The sequence below is a fragment of the Intrasporangium mesophilum genome (genome assembly GCF_054783095.1).
This window is the reverse complement of sequence record NZ_BAAGRF010000015.1, coordinates 120,628-141,558: the sequence shown is the minus strand read 5'-3', so window position 1 is coordinate 141,558 and position 20,931 is coordinate 120,628. Positions and strand designations below refer to the sequence as shown.

Below are 20,931 nucleotides of genomic sequence, written 5' to 3'. Positions count from 1 at the left end.
TGCAGGGGATCTGCTACTTCAGGAGTGCGTCGACGGACTGCTGCGCGTCGGCAAGGGCCTGGTCGACGGTCTTGCGGCCGGCCGCGGCGGCGGTGAGCTCCTTGGTCACGGCGTCCTGCATCTCCTGCTGACGCTCGATGACCGGCGGCAGGACCGTCGCGTCGAGCGAGTCGAAGACGGCCTGGCGGTTCTGCGGCTTGCCCGCCGTGAGGTAGCTGCTCAGCTTGCTCTCGTCGGAGATGGGCGGCAGCTCCCAGCTGGTCTTGAGCCGGATGTCGGTCATGACGTCAGAGCTCGTGAGGTAGCTGACCCACTTCTGGGCGGCCTCCTTGTTCTTGCTCGTGGACGACACCACGGCGCCGTTGGTGAACATCGCGGACGCCTTGGCCGTGTTGCCCGGCTCGACGACGACGTCCCAGCCGAACGGGGCGTCAGCCATGCCGGAGAACATCCAGATCCCGGTGTGCCACATCGCGAGCTTGCCGCTCTTGAAGAGCTTGGAGTCGAAGTCGGGCGTGCCGGCGCCGTCGGCCTCGGTGGGCATCGTCTTGCCGGACTTGCTCACGAGGAAGGCGGCCGCCTGCTTGCCGGCGTCGGAGTTGAACGCCGACGCGGTCTTGTCGGCGTTGAAGAACTCGCCGCCCGACTGCGCCAGGGTCTTGTAGAACTCGAAGAAGGAGATCGGCTGGTAGTCGCCCCAGGCCCCGGAGCCCTTGTTCGTCAGCTTCGTGGCGGCGTCCTGCTCCTGCTTCCACGTCCAGTCCGCCGTGGGCGCCGCGACGCCCGCCTTGGTGAAGAGGTCCTTGTTGTAGAACAGCACGACGTTGCTGAACGACTCGGGTAGCCCATACTGCTTCCCACCCGCCTGGAAGGCGTCCAGCAGGGACTTCTTGTAGGCGGAGCCGTCGACGCCGCTCAGCTCGGCGAGGGACCCGCTCTTCTGGTAGGTCACGAAGTTTTCGTAGTTGAGCTCGAAGGCATCGCCCGCGGTGCCACCGGCGACAGCGGTCTGCAGCTTGGTGAAGTAGTTGTCGTAGGGCGTCGTCTCGATCTGCACCTTGATCGTCGGGTTCGCCTTCTCGAAGGCGGCCTTGATCGAGTCGAGGTCCTTCTCGTGACCACCGTTGGCCGAGAAGTTCATGTAGCGGATCGTGACGGGACCACCCGGGGTGGCGGCGGCGTTGTCGGTCTTCGTGGCGGACCCCTGCGCGCAGGCGCCGAGGGCCAGCACGACGCCGGCGATGACAGGCGCAACGCTGCGCCTGGCGGTGATCTTCATGTGTGTGCCTTTCGGTGCCTGCCGAGACCGGGTGTGGCGCTCGGACGGAGGTGATGGATCGCGTTGTGACAGAAGGATGTTCAGTTGCCCGCGGCGAGGGCCGCGGTCACTTGAGGCCGGAGTGGGCGACGCCGGCGATGATGTGGCGCTGGGCCAGCAGATAGACGATGGCGATGGGGATGACCGAGAAGACCGACCCAGCCATGACGACGTCCCACTCGGTGGTGAACTGTCCATGGAGGGTGGACAGACCGAGCGGCAGCGTCATGAACTCCGGGGAGCGGATGACGACGAGCGGCCAGAGGAAGCTGTTCCACGAGCCCATGAAGGCGAAGACCGCGACCGTCGCGAGCCCCGGGCGGATGAGGGGGACGATGATCGTCGCGAAGATCCGCAGGTGCCCTGCGCCGTCGATCGTCGCCGCCTCGTCGAGCTCGCGCGGGACGCCCTCGATCGCCTGCTTGAGCAGGAAGACCCCGAACGCCGAGGCGATCGACGGCGCGAGCAGCGCCATGTAGGTGTCCTGCAGGTTGAGCGCCTTCATCTCGATGAACAGCGGCACGACGAGCACCTGCATGGGCACCATGAGGGTCGCGAGGTAGAGCCCGAAGACGATGTTGCGTCCCCGGAAGGTGAGCCGGGCGAAGCCGTATGCCGCCATGGAACCCGTGATCAGCTGCAGCAGTGTCGACACGATGGCGATCCAGAAGGAGTTGAGCAGGATCCGCCACATCGGCAGCGTCTCGAGCAGCTTCGTGTATGCCGCACCGGTCGGGTTGTCGACCCACAGCGTCGGTCCACCGGCGAGCGAGCCCTCGGGAGTGATGCTCGTGACCACCGTCCAGAGGAACGGGAAGAGCATGACGACGGCACCCAGGGCGACGGCGGCATACCGGAGCCAGGTCAGCCAGCCGGAGCGGCCGCGAGCGGACGGGACGGACTGAGCCGCAGCGGCATACGGACGCTCGTCGCCGGCTCCGGCGCTGGTGGGCGGGGTGAGGGTCAGCTGGTCAGGCATAGTGCACCCACCGCTTCTGGCCGCGGATCTGGACCGCGGTGATGATCAGGATGACGGCGAAGAGGATCCAGGAGAGCGCGCTCGCCTCGCCGGCGCGCCCGTAGCGGAACGTCAGGTCGTAGACCTGCCCGACCACGACCTGGCTCGCGCCCTGCGGGCCGCCGCCGGTCATGACGTAGACCTGGTCGAAGACCTGGAAGCCGTTGATGAGCGAGATCACGACGACGAAGAACGTCGACGGGGTGAGCAGCGGCAACGTGATCCGCCAGAAGCGCTGCCACGTCGAGGCGCCGTCGACGGTCGCCGCCTCGAGGATGTCGCCCGGGATGGCCTGCAGGCCGGCGAGCATGATGACCATGACGAAGCCGAGGTCCTTCCAGGCCGAGCTGAGGATGACGGCTGGCAGCGCCCACGTCGGGTCGGTCCACCAGCCCGGCTGAGGGAGCCCGACCGCACCGAGGATGGAGTTGACCAGGCCGTTGGACGGGTTGAGGAGCCACTTCCACACGAGGGCCACCACGACCCAGCTGGTCACGACCGGAAGGAAGTAGGCGGCGCGGAAGAACGAGCGACCCGGCATGCGCTGGTTCAGGGCGAGGGCCAGGCCCAGGCCACCGACGAAGACGAGCGGGAGGTAGCCGGCGCAGTAGATCACGGTGTGGAGGAAGACGTCCCGCGTCTGGTCGTCGGTGAGCAGGTCCTTGTAGTTGTCGAGGCCGACCCACTTCATCGCCGAGATGAGGTTCCACTCGTGCAGGCTCACCCAGACCGAGCTGACCATGGGCGCGACAGTGAACAGCAGCAACGGGATGGCGCTCGGGGCGAGAAAGAGCAGCACCCACGCCCGGTTGCGCCAGCGTCGGGACCAGGGGCGCGAGGACGTCGGCCGGCTCGAGCCGGGGCTCATGCCGCCGGGCCGAGCGACTCCGGCTGGTTTCGGGGCGACACCGGTGCCTCGTGCGCCTGACCGCGGCTGCGTGAGGGCGCTCATGACCCGCCACCTGCGACCGACTGAAGGCGGGCCCGGACCAGCTCGCCCTGCTCTCCGCCGAGGGCCGCGTCGAACGGCGTAGCGAGCACCAGCGAGGCAGCTCCGACCGCCCACTGGTCCTCGGTCCACGGCTCGACGATGCAGCGGATGTCGCGCCGCGTCGGCATGAGGTGGCGCCGGAAGGCCTCCTCGAACCCGTCGTGCCAGTGCTGCCAGTCGCTCATGCCCTCGCCCATGAGGACCACGCATTCCGGGTCGAGGGTGTGAACGACTCCGGCGAGCGCCCGTCCGAGGAAACGGCCCGCCTGCTCGTAGACGGCGAGCGCCTGCTCGTCACCGTCGGCAGCCGCGCGCGACACCGCCTTGATGGAGCCGCGGCGGCCGACGACCCCCCGGCGGACTGCTTCGGCGACGAGGCCCGACTCACCGACATAGGCCTCGAGGCAACCGACGTTGCCGCAGCCGCAGGTCGGTCCGTCGTCGGTGACCGGGACGTGCCCGATCTCGCCGGCGCCGCCGTGGGCACCCCGGTTGACGACGCCGTGCTGGACGATTCCGCAGCCGACGCCGCGCCCGATCGTGACGACGATGTAGGAGTCGTGCTCGCGGCCGACGCCGTAGACGCTCTCGGCGGCAGCGAGCGTGTTGACGTCGTTGTCGACGAGGACCGGCACGCCCAGACGCTCGCGCAGCCGCGGCCCGACCGGCGCCCGCTGCCAGCCGATCGTCGGGGCGTCGACGATGCCGGACGCCTGGGAGTCGACCGCGCCGGGGATCCCGACACCGACGCCGAGCAGGTTGCCTTCGTGCCGCGGGACGGCGCCTGCGACGACGTCGCACAGGACGTCGAGGGCGTTGCGCGGGCTCGGGTCGAACGGCACGGACTCCGATGAGAGAGCCGTGCCGTCGAGGCCGACGGAGACGATGGCGATGTGGTCGGCTGTCACCTTCGCGCCGATCGCGTAACCCGCGGCCTGGTCGAGCCCGAGGAGCCGAGCCGGGCGTCCGCCCGCGCTCGGGACCGAGTCGAGCTCGGTGATGAGCCGGCGCGCGAGCAGCTCTTTCGTGGTCTGGGTGACCGTCGCGGGGCTCACGCCCAGGATGCGGGCGATGTCGGCACGGGACGACGGTCCCCGGGTGCCGAGCAGGCCGAGCACGCTGGCTCGCACGAGGTCGCCGCGTCCGGCAGCGTGACCGTTGGTCGTCATCGTCGACTCACCCATCGTCAGGGTCCCGACTCCTCGGTTCGTTCAGGAGTAAATTCAGGACTAAATTTAGGGTGAAAGGTAGCCCCGTCGCCGCCGCCCGTCAACCCCCTTTCTCTCCTTCAGTTCGAGTGAGCGCCCAACCCCACCAGCCCCACCAGGCCACCCCCCGCCCCCAGTCGAGTGAGCGCCCAACCCCACCAACCCCACCCGCCCCACCCGCGCATCTGGAATCTCCGGGACGAGTGAGCGCTCGACCTCAGCAGTCCCACCAGCCCCGAGGCGCCAGACAGCTGGTGGGACTGGTGGGACTGGTGGGACGGGGCGCTCATTCGACCGTGGTGGGCGGCGGCCCGACTGGCGGGGCTGCAGGGACGGGGCGCTCACTCGATCCGTGGGGTGCTCGTGGCGCTCAGGCGGGCGGGGGGTCTCCGACGCGAGGATGCCGGATCACCTCACCGGTGACGACGGGTGAGCGACGCGCGCTCACCAGCACACGCGCCACGGTCGACGGACGCGCCAGCGCGGCCGGCCGGTCGGCGAGCTGGACGACCCGGTTGAAGGCCCGCGCCACCTCGACCGACGAGTGGGTTGCGCGGATGACGCGCTGCACGTAGCCGTTGAGCTGAGCCGTGCCGAGTGGCCTCGGTCCCACCGTCGCAGGGTGGCTGAAGTCACCTCCGACAGCGATCCGCCATGGCGCGTCAATGACGCGAGCTGCCATGCGGTGGAAGCGAACCGGGAGTGTCGGATCTCGCAGTGAGCTGTTGCGGACGGCATACTCGAGGGCGGCCGCCTGAAGGGCGGACGACGTCATACCCTGCCCGTAGATCGGGTCGAAGCTGCTGGACGCGTCGCCCAGCGTGACCAGCCCGACCGGCAGGCGCCGGAGCCGCTCGTAGTGCCGCCGCTGGCTCGAGGGGAAACGGTAGGTCGCCACTGGCGAGACGCGCTCGCAGTGCTCGACGAGGTCGGCCACCGTGGGCGACGGCAGCCCCCTGGCGAACTCCACCAAGTCACGGTCGTCGGCCGGCGGCACATCCCCATGCACGCCGGCGATCGTCACCTGCCAGCGGTCCGCCTCGACCGGAAGGACCGCACCGGCCCGCAGGGTGCGCTGGTCCTGCACCACGACGAACGATCCGTCCAGGTCGCCCGGCGACCGCCGCAGGAAGCAGGAGGCGTAGCCGATGTCGATCGCCACCCGCGACATCGGCGGCACGAGGAGGTGGCGCTCGGCAAGGTCGTGGGCGATGCGCGAGCTGCGGCCGGACGCGTCGACGACGAGGTCGGCCGGCACCACCTGGCCGTCGACGAACACGCCCGTGACGGCGCCGTCCGACAGGGCAACACCCTCGACCGTGACGCCCGAGCGCACGGTGACCTGAGGCAGCTGCGCGACCCGGCGCCGCACGACCTGCTCGAGAAGCGGCCGCGTCATCGACAGGACCCAGCGCCCCCAGTTGCCCTGCTGCCGGTACGCGCCGCCCTGGTGCACCCACGCGCGCTGCCCGTCGAGACGGACGGCACCTCGACCTTCCAGCTCGTCGGCGACGCCAGGGAACCAGTCGACCAGCCGGTCCAGTCCTGCCGACAGGAGCAGGTGCAGATGGCGAGCCTGGGGGACCCGGCCCCGCGGCTCCGCCCGGTCGACCAGTCCCTCGCGCTCGAACACGACGATCTCCTCGACGTGATCCGCGAGCGCCCGCGCGGAGAGCAGCCCGGCCATGCTCGCACCGACGACCACCACCCGCCGGCGGTCCTCGCGTCGCGACCCCATCCGTCGCTCCGTTCCCGGGGCGTCGCCCCGTTTTGTGCGGTTCTCCCGTGAAGCCAGGCTAGGACCGCGGCGCACCCCGGTTCCGACGTATGCCGCATAAAGCCTTCGGGACGGCCCCACCAGGGACTCCGCACCGGCCACCAACGGCCCGCGCCCCTCCAGTCGAGTGAGCGCCCCACCTCAGGAGCCCCACCAGCCCCTCTGGGTCCTCCTGCGTCCCATCTGTCCGCGCGGCTGCACCTGTGACGGGTGGGACGGAGCGCCCACTCGACTGTTTGGCTGGCGCGAAGGTCGCGGGGCCCGTGGGGCTGGTGGGACGGAGCGCGCACTCGACTGTTTGGCGGGCACCAGGATCCGAGGCGCCAGTCGGTGCTCGTGGGACGGAGCGCCCACTCGACTTGGGGACGTCGCTCGCGGGCGGGTCACCAGGCCCTCGACGTCCAGTGGCGGGCGCAGTTTGATGAGACATGCCTTTCGCCCCCGATCCCGCCCAGCCCTGTACCCGTGTCGGAGGCGACGAGCTCGCCCCAGCCGACCCGACCCCCGGCATGAGCCGGCAGGTCGCCCTGCAGACCGAGACGATGTGGTCCGGCACCGTCGACACCGAGGCCGGCGCGGTCTCCGGCTGGCATCACCACGGTGACCACGACACGACCCTCTACATCGTGTCGGGCCGGATGCGGCTCGAGTCGGGGCCGAATGGGCAAGAGGTGGTCGAGGCCGGACCTGGCGACTTCCTTCGGGTGCCGGCGGGGGCCATCCACCGCGAGTCGAACCCGGGTGCCCAGGCATCCCGCGCCGTCATCGTCCGGTGTGGCAGCGGGACCCCGACGGTCAACGTCGAGGGCCCAGCCCCTGCGTCCGCCGACGGACTCCCCGGCTGAGACCCCCACCGGTACACCCGACCCACCGGATCCGCGCCGTCACCCGACAGCCGTCACCCGGCCAGCCGTCATCCGACTGGCGCCTCACCCGGCGGGCCCGACCCGCCCGACCCGCCCGACCGGCCCGGCGGGCCCGGCGGGCCCGGCTGGGACGGCGGGGACGGCGCGGACGGCGGGGACGGCGGAGGTGCCATCGCTGTCCGACAGGCCGCGACGATCTCGCGGAGGGTGCCGTCGACGTCGGCGGCCCGGTCCAGCGCGGTCACCTCACGCTCTGGTCCGTTGATGCGGAGCCCGTGCGGCGCGGCCGATTTGGCCACGAGCGGCAGCGGATCTGCGTCGGGGTGTCGCAGCGACACGTCCTCGCGGTCGAGCGTGCCGACATAGACCGGCTCGACCGACCTGCCGTTGCGGCTCGGGCGGACGACGACGACGTTGACATCGTCCGCGGCGGGGGCGACGCAGTCGACCTGCTTGGCGGCGGCGAGGATCGCAGATGCGAGCCCGGCGGCATACAGCCCGTTCCGCTCGAAAGGGGTCCGCGCGCGCCAGACAGGACGGCCGGAGGCGCTCTCCTCGACCCCGTCGTCGGCGATGACGATCATGGGTGCGAACCGGACGAGCACGGTGACGTAGGCCCGCTGGTTGGTCGGGTTCACGCCGGCGTCGAGGCACGTGACGTCGCTCCCCGAGAGCCGCAGTGCCTCGTCGACGACGGCCACGACGGTGGCCGGGTCGTGTCCGGCGAGCAGCAGCCAGCCGCCCTCGGCCAGCGCCTTGCGGCGGCCGGCGAACACGGTCCGCGCCACGGTCATCGCGCGGACGAGCGCCTCGACCCGGTCGGCGGCCGCCGTTCGGCGGGCCGCCAGCTCCGGCTTCGACAGGCCCGGCTCGTTGGCCCCGACCGCCTCGAGGGCCTTGCGATGGATCGGGGCCTGCTCCTCGGCGGTGACCAGCTGCAGCGGTGCGGGCGTCGGTGGCCGCAAGGGCGTGAAGGGGTAGCGATGCATCGTGCACAGCGCCGCCTCGACCGAGGCCGCCTCGGCGAGATCGTTCGAGCGCCGCGCAGCGACGGACCGCTGGACGAGGTCCGTGATCGACAGTGGGCTCGACGACGCGCGCCCCAGCGGGCCGCCGGCATCGCCGGCCTCGTCGCCGCGCCGGCCCATGCGCAGGAACCCCAGGCGCCCGGCCCGGCCACCGCGACCGCGGGACTGCTCGGCGACCCGTCCAGCCTGGAGCACCGAGGCCTCGATGGCCGGGATCATCACCTCGGCCAGCGCTGCTGCGACCGGCCCGCCGACCCGGAACTGCGCGCGCAGGCCCGATGTGTGCGGGACCAGCCGCAGGATGGGCGACAGCCGGATGCCGTGCGCGCCCCGGTCCGAGGTGACGTCGATCTCGGCACCCGGCCCATCGGGCTCGGGCAGCACGGTGGGGTCGATCGCGGTGCCCGCGACACCGAGGTCCGGCACGGGAGTGCCGTCCTGGTCGCGCATCGGCCCGGACCCGTTGAGGACGGACCCGATGCGCGCCTGTCCGGGCCCCCCGGCGCCGCTCCGGTCAGCCGCGCCGCGTCCAGCATCGCCTCCAGCACCGCCTCCAGCACCGCCTCCAGCACCGCCTCCAGCACCGCGTCCAGCATCGCCTCCAGCATCGCCGGACCCACGGTCGGCGCCCTCGCCGTCGCCGTGCTGGGATCCCCAGCCTCGCGGCCGGTAGTACGCACGGCCGGCCTTGGTGGGGACGCCCTCCGGCGGCGAGTCGGGCACTCCGGTGGTGCCGTAGCCGCCGAACGTGGGGCTCTCGTAGCGCCCGCGCTCGGGAAATAGGGCAGCGAGCGAGACGGTCGACTGGGCGGCGGCCGTCGCCACGGGGAACGACACCTTGGTGCCCTTGCCGGACTTTCCGGAGGGGTCCGACCTGGTCGGGCGCACCGTGACGGTCCAGAAGCTCCAGCCCGCGGGCGGGTCCGGCCACGAGGGGTCGGGCAGCCACTCGTCCTGCGGCACCCACGTTGCGGGCGGCGTCGGCCAGCCCGGCGGTGGATTGAATCGAATGGTCACGGTCAGCCCCCTCGGCCACCTCTCGTGGCCCTCCCCGCGGGGCATCATCGCTCATTGACGGGGCCCGCGGAAGAGAGATGGCGATAACCACCCGCGAGCCGTTGACGCAGCGTAGCGGCACTCGGCGCCCGAGGCGCCCCGAGCCGATCCGCAGATTCGCCGGCGCCCTGTCCGGAGCTGGCCCCGGGTCTCCGGCAACCCTGCCGAGGCGTATGCCGCGGACGCCGCCTCAGTCGTCTCCCCGGAGACCCGACCGGCGGGCTACCGTCGCGAGGCCGGTGGCCAGGATGACGCACACCGGCACGGCCACGAGCGCGACGGCTCCGGCCCTCGCCTGGTCGGTCGCGAGGTCGTGGTCCCAGCCAAGCGCCATCCGCGCGAAGAGGTCACCGGCCAACAGGCTCGTGGTCCGGCTCAGCCAGTAGGCCGCAGCGAACGCCGCGAGCACGACGACGACCAGGCACGCGAGCACGGCGCGGGACCACCCGCGGCCGGGGACAGCGGCATACCCGTCGGCCGGCGCACGCGCCGTCGAGGTCACCCGCGCCGAGGGTCGCGCCGAGCCGATGATCGCGCTGGACCAGAGCACGCCCACTGCGAGGGTGACCACGACCATGACGAGGTGGCCCGGATGGGTCGTGAGCGCCAGGTCGAGCAGTCCCGAGCCGTGGAACCCCACGAAACCACCGACCAGCAGCACCGTCGCCACCCATGGTCGGGTCAGCGCCCGGATCGTCCGGGAGTCGGCGACGCCGAGCACCAGCTCCCGCGGCCCCAGGGTGCCATCGGCTCGCGGACGCAGCGCTCGCCGGGCCAGCTCGACCGGAGCACCGAGCACGACCAGAGGCGCGACGACGAATGCGAGCACCAGCTGCAGCGCGAGGTGCCACGAGATCGCGACCCGCCCGTAGATGCCGATCGCGCCGCAGGTCGCCCACACGAAGACGAGCCAGCCGAGCACCCAGGACACGACGCGCCAAGCGGGCCAGTGCCGCATCGAGCGGGCCACCGGCCGCGCCACCGGTCGCGGGCGGTGACGCGTCGGACCCGCGTCGCCCGGTCGCTCGCGATCGGCCTCCGCGGCGCCGTGTGCAGCGACGAGGCTCTGGGCATCGGCCACGCGCGCGCCGACGATCCCTGCGGCATACGTCAGCAGGGCTACGACGGCCACCGCGAGCATGAGCCAGTCGACCCGCCACTGCGTCCACAGCGATGCCAAGGTCGGCGCCGGCGGTGCCGGAAAGCCCGTGATCGACAGGGTAGGCGTGGGGTCGGGGAAGTCCTCGGGCTCGGGCGGAGCGCTGCGCGACAGCGCCGTGGCGACCCCGAAGGTCACCCCCATGACGATCGCCTCGCCCACGGCGAGCCGGAAGAACGGCCGTCCGCTGATGCCGGCCTGAAGGTCCGAGATCGTCGATCGGCGATGCCACCACCCCGCCGCACCGAGCGCGACGAACGCGGCGATCTTGACCACGATGAGCAGGCCGTACGGCGTGCCGAAGTCGCTCCACGTGACCAGGCGCGTGGTGGTCGCGAGGCCCCCCGAGAGACCGACGGTGACGAACGAGACAAGCGCGAGAGTCGAGTAGCGGGTCGCGACGACGGCGAGGCTCCGGGCGAACGTCCGGTGGAGGACGATCAGGGTGAGGAGGCCGCCGACCCACATCATCGCCCCGATCAGGTGCAGCCCCATGGCGTTGACCGACGTCTCGTGCTCGTCGGACGTGCCCGTGTGGCTCGCCAGGCCGAGGACGACGATGCCGAAGCCGGCCAGAGCCGCCAGCCACGCCGCCGCAGCGCGACGCCGGGCGAGCGCCGCACCGGTCGTCACGACCACCGCACAAGCCGCGCTGATGAGGCCGACTCGCGTGCTGTCCAGCTCCCAGACAAGCGCCCCGAACTGCCCGGCGAGGGCCGGGCTGGTGAGCGGCAGCCCGGCGGCTTCGGCGAACGACAGCACGACCCCCACGAGCGCGGTCAGCGTCCACGCGAGGCCCGCGATCGTGGCCAGGCGCAGGGCGCGCCCAGGGCCCAGCCCCGGCTCGTCGTATGCCGTCCGGCCGGGATCCCGGGGCGCACCGCCGGCCGCGCGGGCCGCGCGGGCTGGGCGGGCCGGGTCGGGCACGAGCGACGCGGCGAACACGAGCGCCGCGAAAGTCATCGACGCGGCGACGTCGTGCCCGACCCGCAGCAGCGGCGCGGCCCAGCGGACCAGTGGTCCGGCATCCTCGACGAAGACGAGGGGGTTCATGGCACCGGTCGACCAGGCGGCGATGGCCGACGCGAGCACACCGGCCAGCACGGCCAGCCATGGCACGGCCCCGGGCGGGACCGCGACCCGTCGACGGGTCGGGGGCGGCGTCATGCCGGCATCATGTCTGCATCATGCCCGCATCGGACAAGCCCAGGGACGAGGCAGGGCCAGGCAGAGCTACGAGGCAGGGCCACAGGCCGGGTCACGAGGCAGGGCCAGCGGCCAGGGTCGCCGGGTGCGCCTCGACGTCACGTCGAGGAGTTGATGAAGCCGATGATGATCGCACCCCACCAGCCGATCTGCGAGATGACGGTGGCCGTCATGAGCATGGCCCAGTCACGGACCGGCAGGTCGGTGGGTTTGATGTAGGGCGGCAGCTGAGCCATGCGCCGACGCAAGGTGGACATGGCGGCGCCGTTCCAGGCCACCATGAGCACGAGCAGCATCTTCACGACGGTCAGCGGTGACGAGATGTTCGGATGGAGCAGCGCACCGGAGGCGATGAGGCCGAACAGCCCGCCCCAGATGAGCGGGCCCGCGGCAGCCGCGAGCCGCGTCGACTCCGTGAGCCCGCGCCGGCCGAAGAGCCACAGCAGCCCGTGCCAGTCGATGACGAGGACCGCCCCGAAGGCGATGACGAGCGAGATGATGTGGAGCGCCAGGGCAACCGGGCGCAGCGGATAGTCGACCGGCACGAACCGTGACACTCCGATGGCACCGAGCAGGAACGCCAGGATGATCGGGAAGCGGTATGCCGGGACCAGCGCCGACAGACCGGGAAAGATGTCGTCGCCGGGGTGCAGCGGGATCCGGTTCGACGGGGGTTCGGCCGCCCGATGGGCCGCTGGGGACGGCTCCGTGAAGTCCGTGGCCTGCTGCGCGGCCAGGTGCTTGGGGAACATCTCCAGGATCGCGTCGAGCATCGCGAGGACGTTCGGGTCCTCGGGCCGCACGGCGGCTTGCTTCTCTGGACCGTCGTCCCAGACGCCGTCGTCACCGTCGGCCTTCTCCTTCTGGTCGCCCCCTCGCGGGCCACCGGCTGCGGCGCTCGTGTCGGCCTTCTGGGGGCCTGCCGGGTCTGCGGGGGCGCCTGCACGGGGGGTCTGACGCGGCCGGCGGGGCTTCGGGTCGGAACTGTGGTCGGTGGAGAGAACGTCGCCCGTCGGGTCGGAGGCCAGCGGGTCGCGGGTGGGTGCGGCTCCGGACCCTTCCATCGATGGTTCGTCGAACAAGGGGTTGCGTCTGTCGGCGTCGCTCACGGTCGGCTCGCGTCCTTCTACGAGAGACCCGGTCTCGACGTCGGACGGCGGGGTCGTGCCGTCTTCGCTGGGAGGGCCGGATGGAGGGGATGCTGGGGGCGGCTTCGACGACACCGGCTGAGCCTGCGAAGCCACGGGGGGCTCGGGGTTGGGACGCTCGGTCTCGGGCGGCTCGGTCTCGGGCGGCTCTGGTTCGCGCGACGGCTCGGGCCGGCTCGCGTCGGGCCGCTCTGTCTCGGTTCGTTTCGTATCGCGTCGGTTCGCGTCGGCGCGCACCCAGCGGCGCAGCGTACTCGCACTGATCTCGAGCTCGGCGGCGATGTCCGCGATGCGCGCACCGTCCGCTGTTGCCCGCTGCACGGCTTCCCGGCGAAAGGAGGCGTCGTACGACCGACGGCGCGGCTCCGGGTCGTTGACGGCAGGGCTGTTCGGCTCCGACCCGCCCCGCACCGCCGATGAGGCAGGAGTGCCCGGAGCTTCCGGTGGGGCCTTCGGTGCGGGTGTGGCGGGTGTGCGGGGTGTGCCGTTCGCGCCACTAGAGCCCTCGTCAGGCGGCAGCACACGCAGAGCACTCACCCCGCCCTCACTCCCATCGTGTCGTCGACGAACCATGGTCAGAACAGGATTCGCAGGGAGGATATCGCCGATATCGGTGCTCGCATCACCCCATGGGACGACCCGGACCCAATCGGCGCGCATACGGATGTAGGTCGCTTCACCCGTTATGCCCGTATCACCCAGCGCCGACGGAACGTTTACGCTCGAGTAGCCGTTATCGTTTCTCCCGAAGTCATCTGGTCGATGGGGGTCGACCTGTTTCAGTCCGTGGGGGACACAGTCAATGGGCGATCAGCCGCAGACACGACGCGAAGCGCGCGAGGCACAGCGCACGTCGCGCTCAGCCATGCCCTTCGTGATCGGCGCTCTCGCGATCATCGTGCTCGGGGCCGCCGTGTGGTTCGGCAAAGGGCTGTTCACCGGCTCGCCGACCGGCTCACCCTCGGTGATCCAGGGCGCGGCCGGCTCGAGCGCTCCACCCAGCACCCCGTCCGCCACCGACCCCAGCACCCAGCCGACCGACACCGCGACGACCGAGGCCGACCCCATGGCCGCCGCGCTGGCATCGTGCCGCACCAAGTGGGGCCTGCAGATTGCCGCACGTGACGACGCGGCACGCTCGCTGGCGCAGTGGGACCACCACCTGGCCATCATGAACGACCTCCAGGCGGGCAAGATCGACCTGGCGACCGCCAAGCAGCAGTGGCCGATCACGACAGAGAAGGCCGCGGACAACATCGTGGCGTTCCGCCAGGCCGACGCAGCGCTGCAGGCCTCCAAGGATGCCTGCGCCGTCGACGCGGCCGCGACCGGAGCCAACGCCGACGCGATCCGCCAGTGCGCCGCGTCGATGAAGACGATCGACGAGGTCCTCGTCCCGGCGCGCACCGCGATCACGCCGTGGGAGACGCACCTGAAGGACCAGTCGCACTTCAAGGCCGGTGAGATGACTCCGGCCTCGGCCGAGTCCAAGTGGCGGGCGCTGTGGCAGAAGGGCCTGCAGACGTTGCCGGCCTACAAGGCGGTCGCGCCCAAGGGCCAGTCGGCCGCCTGCAACCTTCCCGCCTGACCCGCGGCAGCTTGCTGCGGACAGTCGGTCGCCCGCGTCTCCCCGGGTGGCCTCAGGGTCAGTGAGGGGTTCCCTGAGGGTGCGTTCGGGGTCGTCCCCGATGTGCCGCCGAGCCTGCGGCGACGACCCTGGACGCTATGACGAGCACCCTCAGCCCACACCCCGGCCGCGTTGCTCCTCGACCGCGCGCCATCGCACCCGCCCTCACCGACGTCACCAGGCCCACGGGCCCCAACCTCACCGACCCGACCCGCGCCGGCGCCGGCAGCACGGTGAGCAGTGTCGACGCGGCCGATGCTGCCGGTCGTGGGCGCATCCTGGCCTTCGCGGCGCCGATGGCCCTCTTCGCCTACGGGATCCTGCGCTGGGTCGACAGCCTCGACAGCCGGTCCGGCTCGGGTCCCCTCGCGGTCGCCGCGGGAGCGATGCTCGTCGTCGCCGTGGCGGGGCTCGCCTGGCTCACTACCGCTCTCGCATCGCGTGCCGAGCACCTGCCGGTCGCGGTGCCCGCTGGGCTCCTGGCCGCATTCGGCGCCGGAGCGACCGGTGCGGTCTGGCTGGGTCACACCGTCGGCCTCTTCGACGACGCCATCCCGTCCGCCCTTGCCGCAGGCGGCCCGGTGCTCGTCGGCATCGCCCTCGCGGCCGTTCTCGGCGCTCTGACCATCGAGGCCCGTATGCCGGTCGGCTCCCTCGCGCTCGCCGGCGCGGCCGCCGCCGTGCTGATGCTGCCGTTCGACCTGCTGCCCCTCGGCGCCCTGCTCCTGCTCATCGCCCTCGCACCCCTCGGCCGCCAGACAAATCCCGGTTCGATGTAATTCGGCGTCACATAGAACACGCAGATACATCGACCGGCGAACGGATCCGGAGAATTTCTCCGGTCGTTTGCCCCACAACCGGCCCTTCCCGAGGTCAGGATGGGGATTCGTGTGCCCGACACGGGCACCCGAGTCACCATCCCCACCCAAGGGAGCAACTTCATGAGGAAACCAATCAGGAGGCGGGGCGCCACCGTCGTCGCCTCGCTCGCGCTGGCCTCGACCGCGGTCCTCGGCAGCACGGCATACGCGACGGCGTCGCCGACCGTCGAGCCGGTGTCGACGCCGGTGCCGATCTCCACGCCGGACGGCCAGCTGATGAGCTACGTCCTCAACGTGGACGTCGCGAACCCGGGCCACACCACGGTCGTCGAGAACGCCGTGCGCGCCGCCGGCGGTGTCGTCGTCCAGTCGTGGCCGCAGATCGGCGTCGTCATCGCGCACTCGACCAGCGGGACCTTCCGGGCCGACGTCGCGGCCCAGGGCGGCAAGTTCATCGAGTCGGTCGGCGCTACGCGTTCCGTCGCCGTCTCGGAGGGCACGCCGACGGCGCTCGGGCGCAACTGGAACGGTGCATCCGACTACAAGCAGGGCGCCAAGAAGGCGTGGAACGGCGACATCGAGGCCGAGACCACCCCTGCCGAGTCGACCGATCCAAACGAGTCCCTGCAGTGGAACATGCAGATGATCAAGGCCGACCAGGCCCACAAGATCACTGACGGCTCCCGCAACGTGCTCGTCGGCGTTCTCGACAGCGGCATCGACCCCGACCACCCGGACCTCGTCGCGAACCTCGACACCGCCAACTCGGTCAACTGCACCGACGCCGGCCGCCCGTCGACAACCGGCTGGGAGCCGACGACGAGCGACCACGGCACCCACGTCGCCGGGATCATCGCGGCGGCACGCAACGGCGTCGGCCTGGTCGGCGTCGCGCCCGGCGTGCGGCTCGCATCGGTGAAGGTCGTCAATGACGCCGGCTTCATCTACCCCGAGTACGCCGTCTGCGGCTTCGTCGAGGCCGGCCTCAAGCACATGGACGTGACGAACAACAGCTACTACGTCGACCCGTTCGAGTTCTACTGCGAGGACCAGCCGGACCAGTACGCCGCCAAGGAGGCCGTGCGTCGCGCGGTCAACTGGTCGACGAGCCAGGGTGTCGTCCACGCTGCCGCTGCCGGCAACTCGGCCCACGACCTCGCGGACAAGTCGTCGTTCAAGGACAACGGCAGCCCCGATGACGGCACGGCGGTCAGCCGCACGCTGAACAGCGGCTGCCAGGACATCCCGACCGAGCTCGACGGTGTCGTGACCGTGTCGTCGATCCAGCGCTTCCCGGCGGGAACGCTGAACAGCCGCCTGTCGAGCTTCTCGAACCGCGGCCTCGGCGTCATCGACGTCGCAGCGCCCGGCTCGACGATCCTGTCCACGATCGTGGCGAACAACGGCTACGGCACCAAGAGCGGCACGTCCATGGCGTCGCCGCACGTCGCGGGCGTGCTCGCGCTGATGAAGTCCGTCCACCCGACGTGGACGCCGGCGCAGATGATCGAGAAGCTGCGCCAGCAGGCCGACGACAAGGCGTGCAACACCACGCCTGGCGTGCCCGCCTGCTCCGGTCCGGCCGAGGACAACAGCTACTTCGGCGAGGGCGTCGTCGACGCGCTCGACGCGGTGAGCTGAGGACCACGGCGGCGGGTCGCCACGGGTGACCCGCCGCCGCACGGCCGAGCGGTCACGTCCAAACGGGTCATCCCGCCCGGACGTGGCCGCTCTGCCGTTCGTGGCGGCGGACCGTGCTGACGAGCAGCACGAGGGCAACGGCCTGGCTCACACCCACGGTGACGACGAGCGCGGGCAGCGACCTTTCATAGAGCCAGCCGGCCACGAGCCCGCCGACGATCGCGAACACTCCCTGGATCGCAGCGAAGACGCCGTATGCCGTCGCCCTCCTCGGTGCCTCGACGACCTCCGCGACGAGCGCCTTGATGGTCGAGTCCTGGACGCCGTACGCGAGCCCCCACACGGCGACGCCGAGAAGGACCGCCCAGAGGGTGCCCGAGAGAGCCAGGGGCGGCACGAGGGCGACGAGGACGGGAACGGCGAGCAGGACTGCAGCACCGCGGCGGTCGTAGACGGCACCCACCACCAAGGCAGCGAGCGCCTCGACGGCCATCGCCCCGGCATACACGACGGGCACTGTCGCGACCGGCACGAGCCCGTCGACCGTGAGGTGGTAGCCGATGATCCCGAACGTGACCAGGCCTCCCGTGGTCAGGGCGGCTGCCGTCGCGTAGCGGAAGAACTCCCGTGGCAGGCCCGCGCCCACGGCGTCGGCGAACCAGCCACGGAGGCCACCTCCGCGTGAGCTCGCGGCATCCGAGCCCGTTGCATCGCCGGCTGCGTCGACGGCAGAGTCGACGGCTGCGGAGGAGGCCACGGACGGCGCCGTTGCGACGAGGGGCGACGACTGGTCGCCCCCCGGGTCGGCCGGGGCGTCGTAGACGCCGGGGTCCGGGACGTGGGCGCGGATGACGAAGAGCAGCACCATCGCGGCCGCGCCGGGGATGGCGAGGACGAGCATGCCGGGCCAGATCACTCCGGTCACGCCGACGACCCCGGCCACGAGCAACGGGCCGGCGAAGGCGCCGACCTGGTCAAGCGCCTTGTGCACGCCGAAGCCGCGGCCGCGTCCGACCGCGGTCGCCACATGGGCGAGCAGCGCGGACTTCGACGGGCTCCGGACGGCCTTGCCGGCACGCTCGAGAAGGATCAGCACCGAGGCCAGGGCGACCCCGGCCGCGCCGACGAACGGCGTGACCGCCAGGAGCGGGACGCAGACCGCGGTGAGGCCGTAGCCGATCGTCGTCAGCCCCCAGTAGCGCCCGGTGCGGTCGGCGAGCGGCCCGAAGACCAGGCGCAGCACGAGGGCCATCGCCTCGCCCGCGCCTGTCACAAGCCCGACCACGACCGCGCTCGCACCCAGCGAGGCCAGCAGCGGGCCGTACATCGACCGTGCGCCCTCGTAGACCATGTCCGCGGCGAGGCTGACGAAGCCGAACCACCACACCACCCGCCAGGCGGTCCAGCGGGCGGTCGGCGTCGCAGTCGACGTGGGTATGCCGGTCACCATCGCAACCTAGCAACGCAGGCTGGTCGGAGCTCGCCCACGCCGCCCCCGGACCCCCAAAGAGGAGTGCGCGCCCAAACCCCCAAGTCGAGTGGGCGCTCAGTCCCACCCGTCACAGCTCCCGGGCGACCGGCCCGCCCCGCTCACGACCCGAGCCCGCCCGGTCCCCTCCGTCGAGTGACCGCTCAGTCCCACCCGTCACAGGTGCAACGGTGACGTGGGGCGGGGCGCCCACTCGACCGGTCGGCGGGACAGTGCCCGGCTGGGGCGCGTGGGACGGGGCGCTCACTCGAGCAGACTGGGGCGGCATGCGGTGAACCACGCGTGGGCGCGGGGGTGCCGGGACGGCATACGGCGGCATAGCCTGATCCCGATGAGCAACCCGGACCGCACCCCCTCTGAGCTCACCTGCGAGCGCCGCGACGACGACGCCGGCGACCCGGTCGTGCTGCCCTATCGGCACGTGCCTCTCGGTGGGCCGCGGGCCATGCCGGTGCGGCGGAGCCTGCCGCAGCGCGAGCGGTCCCTCATCGGGGCGTGGTGTTTTGTGGACCACTACGGCCCCGACGACGTCTCGCAGACCGGGGGAATGGTGGTCCCCGGCCACCCGCACACCGGGCTACAGACGGTGTCGTGGCTGTTCTCGGGCGAGGTCGAACACCGCGACACGACCGGTGCCCACGCGTTCGTGCGGCCCGGCGAGCTGAACATCATGACGGCCGGCAACGGCATCGCCCACTCGGAGTACTCCACCCCTGGCACCACGGTGCTGCACGGTGCGCAGCTGTGGGTGGCGCTTCCCGAGGCGACGCGCTTCGCCGAGCCGGGGTTCGAGCACTACGCGCCGCCGACGGTCGACGTCGACGGCTGCCGGGTGCTCGTCTTCCTCGGGACGCTCTTCGGGCAGACGTCGCCCGTGACGATGCACTCGGACCTCGTGGGCGCCGAGGTGACGGTCCCAGCCGGTGCAACACTCGCCGTCGATCTCGACCCGAGCCACGAGCACGGGTTCCTTTGCGACACAGGCACGCTCACGGTCGGATCTGCCACAGCCAAGCCCGGAGAGATCGTCTTCCAGCCGCTCGGTGCGACCCGTGTCATCCTGGAAGCCGGCGATGAGGACACCCGTGTGCTCGTCCTCGGCGGCGCGCCCTTCGGCGAGCGGATCGTCATGTGGTGGAACTTCATCGGCCGCAGCCACGAGGAGATCGTCGAGTTTCGCGAGCAGTGGCAGCGCGAGCGTGGAGAGGGCGCCACCGGCGAGAGCGCCACCGGCGAGCGCCGGTACGGCCAGTTCCCCGAGGCCTGGGAGCACACGCTGCCGGCGCCGGAGCTGCCCAACCTCCGGCTGCGTAGCCGCGGCTGACGCCGCTGCTGCTGGTCGAGTGGGCGCCATCGATACGCCCTGACCTCGTACCAGGACGACCCCTCGACAAGGGAGGATGGTCGCCATGCGCGCGACGACGATCCACGCCCCTGGTGACATCCGGCTGTCGGAGGTGCCCGACCCGACGATCGAGGAGCCGACCGACGCGATCGTCCGCGTCGTCGCCGGCTGCATCTGCGGCTCCGACCTCTGGCCCTACCGCGGCGCCAACAAGATCCGTCCCGGCACCACGATCGGCCATGAGGCCGTCGGCATCGTCGAGGAGGTCGGCGCCGAGGTGCGTGGCTTCCGCGCGGGCGACTTCGTCATCGTGCCGTTCTGTCACAGCGACAACACCTGCCCGCACTGCCGGGCCGGGTTCACGTCCGTGTGCGAGCGGCAGGGTTGGACCGAGAGCGGCCAGGCCGAGCTGACCAGGGTCAACCAGGCAGACGGCACGCTCGTCGCGACGGACGGCGTCCCCGACGACGCCCTCGTCCCGTCGCTCCTGACGCTGTCGGACGTCATGGCCACGGGCTGGCATGCGGCGGTGGCGAGCCGGGTCAGCCCGGGCGGCACGGCGGTCGTCGTCGGTGACGGCGCGGTGGGCCTGTGCGGGGTGATCGCTGCGAAGGAGCTCGGCGCCGAGCGCATCGTCGTCATGTCGCGGCACGAGCCACGACAGCGGCTGGCGATGGAGTTCGGGGCGACCGACATCGTCGAGGAGCGCGACGACGAGGGGGTCGCCGCGCTGCGCGAGCTCACCGACGGGGTCGGGGCGGACTCGGTCCTCGAGTGTGTGGGCACCGACCAGTCGATGAAGACCGCCTTCCGGATCGCCCGGCCCGGCGCGATGGTCGGCTTCGTCGGAGCCCCCCACGGCGTCGAGCTCCCGGTGCGCCGGATGTTCGAGCGCAACGTCGGGCTGGCAGGCGGCATGGCGCCGGTCCGCGCGTACCTCCCGCGGCTTCTCGAGCTCGTCCTTGCCGGAGACATCGACCCCGGTCGGGTCTTCGACCTCGCCCTCCCGCTCGCCGACGTCGCCGACGGCTACCGGGCGATGGACGACCGGCGCGCCATCAAGGTGCTGCTGCGCCCCTGACGGGACGACATCGCGCAGGGTCGAGGTGACCACTCGACACCTTCCTGACGTCGAGTGGGGTTTTGCTGAGGGGCTGCACGACCTGCGGTCTATGACCCGAAATGCCCGCCTGGCCGTGCCGTCGAATGCCCCATAAGGTCGAAGACATCCCT

At 71.5% G+C, this 20,931-nt stretch carries 15 protein-coding genes and 1 pseudogene; 6 read left to right on the top strand and 10 right to left on the bottom strand.

Annotated elements, in window-relative coordinates:
• Positions 1–13: 13 nt before the first annotated feature.
• The 5 genes from ACYVLP_RS14365 to ACYVLP_RS14345 all read right to left on the bottom strand — a co-directional run bounded on the left by ACYVLP_RS14365 (position 14) and on the right by ACYVLP_RS14345 (position 6,273).
• Positions 14–1,279, bottom strand: a complete 1,266-nt coding sequence (locus ACYVLP_RS14365; RefSeq protein WP_460628022.1) for an ABC transporter substrate-binding protein — start codon at positions 1,277–1,279, stop codon at positions 14–16.
• A 106-nt stretch (positions 1,280–1,385) separates the two neighbouring features.
• The gene (locus ACYVLP_RS14360) at positions 1,386–2,297 is read right to left on the bottom strand and encodes a carbohydrate ABC transporter permease (RefSeq protein WP_460628021.1); all 912 of its coding nucleotides are present in this window, start codon (positions 2,295–2,297) and stop codon (positions 1,386–1,388) included.
• A complete protein-coding gene (locus ACYVLP_RS14355) occupies positions 2,290–3,288 on the bottom strand; it encodes a carbohydrate ABC transporter permease (RefSeq protein WP_460628020.1) in 999 nt (332 codons plus the stop codon). Before ACYVLP_RS14355 ends, ACYVLP_RS14360 begins: the two co-directional genes overlap by 8 nt.
• Positions 3,285–4,511, bottom strand: coding sequence for an ROK family protein (locus ACYVLP_RS14350; RefSeq protein WP_460628019.1), 1,227 nt, complete (start codon positions 4,509–4,511; stop codon positions 3,285–3,287). Before ACYVLP_RS14350 ends, ACYVLP_RS14355 begins: the two co-directional genes overlap by 4 nt.
• Before the next feature lie 394 nt (positions 4,512–4,905).
• Positions 4,906–6,273, bottom strand: a complete 1,368-nt coding sequence (locus tag ACYVLP_RS14345) for an FAD-dependent oxidoreductase (protein WP_460628018.1) — start codon at positions 6,271–6,273, stop codon at positions 4,906–4,908.
• A 467-nt stretch (positions 6,274–6,740) separates the two neighbouring features.
• Between ACYVLP_RS14345 and ACYVLP_RS14340 the strand changes: the two genes are divergently transcribed.
• A complete protein-coding gene (locus ACYVLP_RS14340; RefSeq protein WP_460628017.1) occupies positions 6,741–7,157 on the top strand; it encodes a cupin domain-containing protein in 417 nt (138 codons plus the stop codon).
• A gap of 68 nt (positions 7,158–7,225) precedes the next feature.
• Here the strand turns inward: ACYVLP_RS14340 and ACYVLP_RS14335 are convergent, their stop codons facing one another.
• The 4 genes and pseudogenes from ACYVLP_RS14335 to ACYVLP_RS14320 form a co-directional block, all read right to left on the bottom strand.
• Complete coding sequence (locus ACYVLP_RS14335; RefSeq protein ID WP_460628016.1) at positions 7,226–9,223, bottom strand: hypothetical protein; 1,998 nt, start codon at positions 9,221–9,223, stop codon at positions 7,226–7,228.
• 229 nt (positions 9,224–9,452) lie between these two features.
• Complete coding sequence (locus tag ACYVLP_RS14330; RefSeq protein WP_460628015.1) at positions 9,453–11,588, bottom strand: cytochrome c oxidase assembly protein; 2,136 nt, start codon at positions 11,586–11,588, stop codon at positions 9,453–9,455.
• Between the two features lie 137 nt (positions 11,589–11,725).
• A complete protein-coding gene (locus tag ACYVLP_RS14325; RefSeq protein ID WP_460628159.1) occupies positions 11,726–12,736 on the bottom strand; it encodes a hypothetical protein in 1,011 nt (336 codons plus the stop codon).
• A 261-nt stretch (positions 12,737–12,997) separates the two neighbouring features.
• Positions 12,998–13,348: pseudogene (locus ACYVLP_RS14320) on the bottom strand (transposase); the annotation flags it as partial.
• A 292-nt stretch (positions 13,349–13,640) separates the two neighbouring features.
• Here ACYVLP_RS14320 and ACYVLP_RS14315 point away from each other — a divergent pair.
• The 3 genes from ACYVLP_RS14315 (at position 13,641) to ACYVLP_RS14305 (ending at position 16,864) form a co-directional block, all read left to right on the top strand.
• Entirely contained in the window at positions 13,641–14,363 is a 723-nt protein-coding gene (locus tag ACYVLP_RS14315) for a hypothetical protein (RefSeq protein ID WP_460628014.1), read from the top strand.
• Between the two features lie 137 nt (positions 14,364–14,500).
• Complete coding sequence (locus tag ACYVLP_RS14310) at positions 14,501–15,181, top strand: hypothetical protein (RefSeq protein WP_460628013.1); 681 nt, start codon at positions 14,501–14,503, stop codon at positions 15,179–15,181.
• Positions 15,182–15,343: 162 nt separating this feature from the next.
• Complete coding sequence (locus ACYVLP_RS14305) at positions 15,344–16,864, top strand: S8 family peptidase (protein WP_460628012.1); 1,521 nt, start codon at positions 15,344–15,346, stop codon at positions 16,862–16,864.
• 67 nt (positions 16,865–16,931) lie between these two features.
• On the opposite strand, the gene ACYVLP_RS14300 is transcribed toward ACYVLP_RS14305, so the two are convergent.
• Positions 16,932–18,311: an MFS transporter gene (locus ACYVLP_RS14300; protein WP_460628011.1), complete on the bottom strand. Its 1,380-nt coding sequence runs from the start codon at positions 18,309–18,311 to the stop codon at positions 16,932–16,934.
• Positions 18,312–18,684: 373 nt separating this feature from the next.
• On the opposite strand from ACYVLP_RS14300, the gene ACYVLP_RS14295 reads away from it, so the two are divergent.
• A complete protein-coding gene (locus ACYVLP_RS14295; protein WP_460628010.1) occupies positions 18,685–19,677 on the top strand; it encodes a pirin family protein in 993 nt (330 codons plus the stop codon).
• Between the two features lie 85 nt (positions 19,678–19,762).
• On the top strand, positions 19,763–20,779 hold the full coding sequence (locus tag ACYVLP_RS14290; RefSeq protein ID WP_460628009.1) for a zinc-dependent alcohol dehydrogenase family protein: 1,017 nt from the start codon (positions 19,763–19,765) through the stop codon (positions 20,777–20,779).
• Positions 20,780–20,931 lie beyond the last annotated feature (152 nt).

Bases quoted from the DNA above. Each gene is read 5' to 3' on its own strand.
- ACYVLP_RS14310 (WP_460628013.1), top strand. From the start codon at position 14,501: ATGACGAGCACCCTCAGCCCACACCCCGGCCGCGTTGCTCCTCGACCG.
- ACYVLP_RS14290 (WP_460628009.1), top strand. From the start codon at position 19,763: ATGCGCGCGACGACGATCCACGCCCCTGGTGACATCCGGCTGTCGGAG.
- ACYVLP_RS14360 (WP_460628021.1), bottom strand. From the start codon at position 2,297: ATGCCTGACCAGCTGACCCTCACCCCGCCCACCAGCGCCGGAGCCGGC.
- ACYVLP_RS14295 (WP_460628010.1), top strand. From the start codon at position 18,685: ATGAGCAACCCGGACCGCACCCCCTCTGAGCTCACCTGCGAGCGCCGC.
- ACYVLP_RS14330 (WP_460628015.1), bottom strand. From the start codon at position 11,588: ATGACGCCGCCCCCGACCCGTCGACGGGTCGCGGTCCCGCCCGGGGCC.
- ACYVLP_RS14345 (WP_460628018.1), bottom strand. From the start codon at position 6,273: ATGGGGTCGCGACGCGAGGACCGCCGGCGGGTGGTGGTCGTCGGTGCG.
- ACYVLP_RS14365 (WP_460628022.1), bottom strand. From the start codon at position 1,279: ATGAAGATCACCGCCAGGCGCAGCGTTGCGCCTGTCATCGCCGGCGTC.
- ACYVLP_RS14315 (WP_460628014.1), top strand. From the start codon at position 13,641: ATGCCCTTCGTGATCGGCGCTCTCGCGATCATCGTGCTCGGGGCCGCC.
- ACYVLP_RS14340 (WP_460628017.1), top strand. From the start codon at position 6,741: ATGCCTTTCGCCCCCGATCCCGCCCAGCCCTGTACCCGTGTCGGAGGC.
- ACYVLP_RS14355 (WP_460628020.1), bottom strand. From the start codon at position 3,288: ATGAGCGCCCTCACGCAGCCGCGGTCAGGCGCACGAGGCACCGGTGTC.
- ACYVLP_RS14305 (WP_460628012.1), top strand. From the start codon at position 15,344: ATGAGGAAACCAATCAGGAGGCGGGGCGCCACCGTCGTCGCCTCGCTC.
- ACYVLP_RS14350 (WP_460628019.1), bottom strand. From the start codon at position 4,511: ATGGGTGAGTCGACGATGACGACCAACGGTCACGCTGCCGGACGCGGC.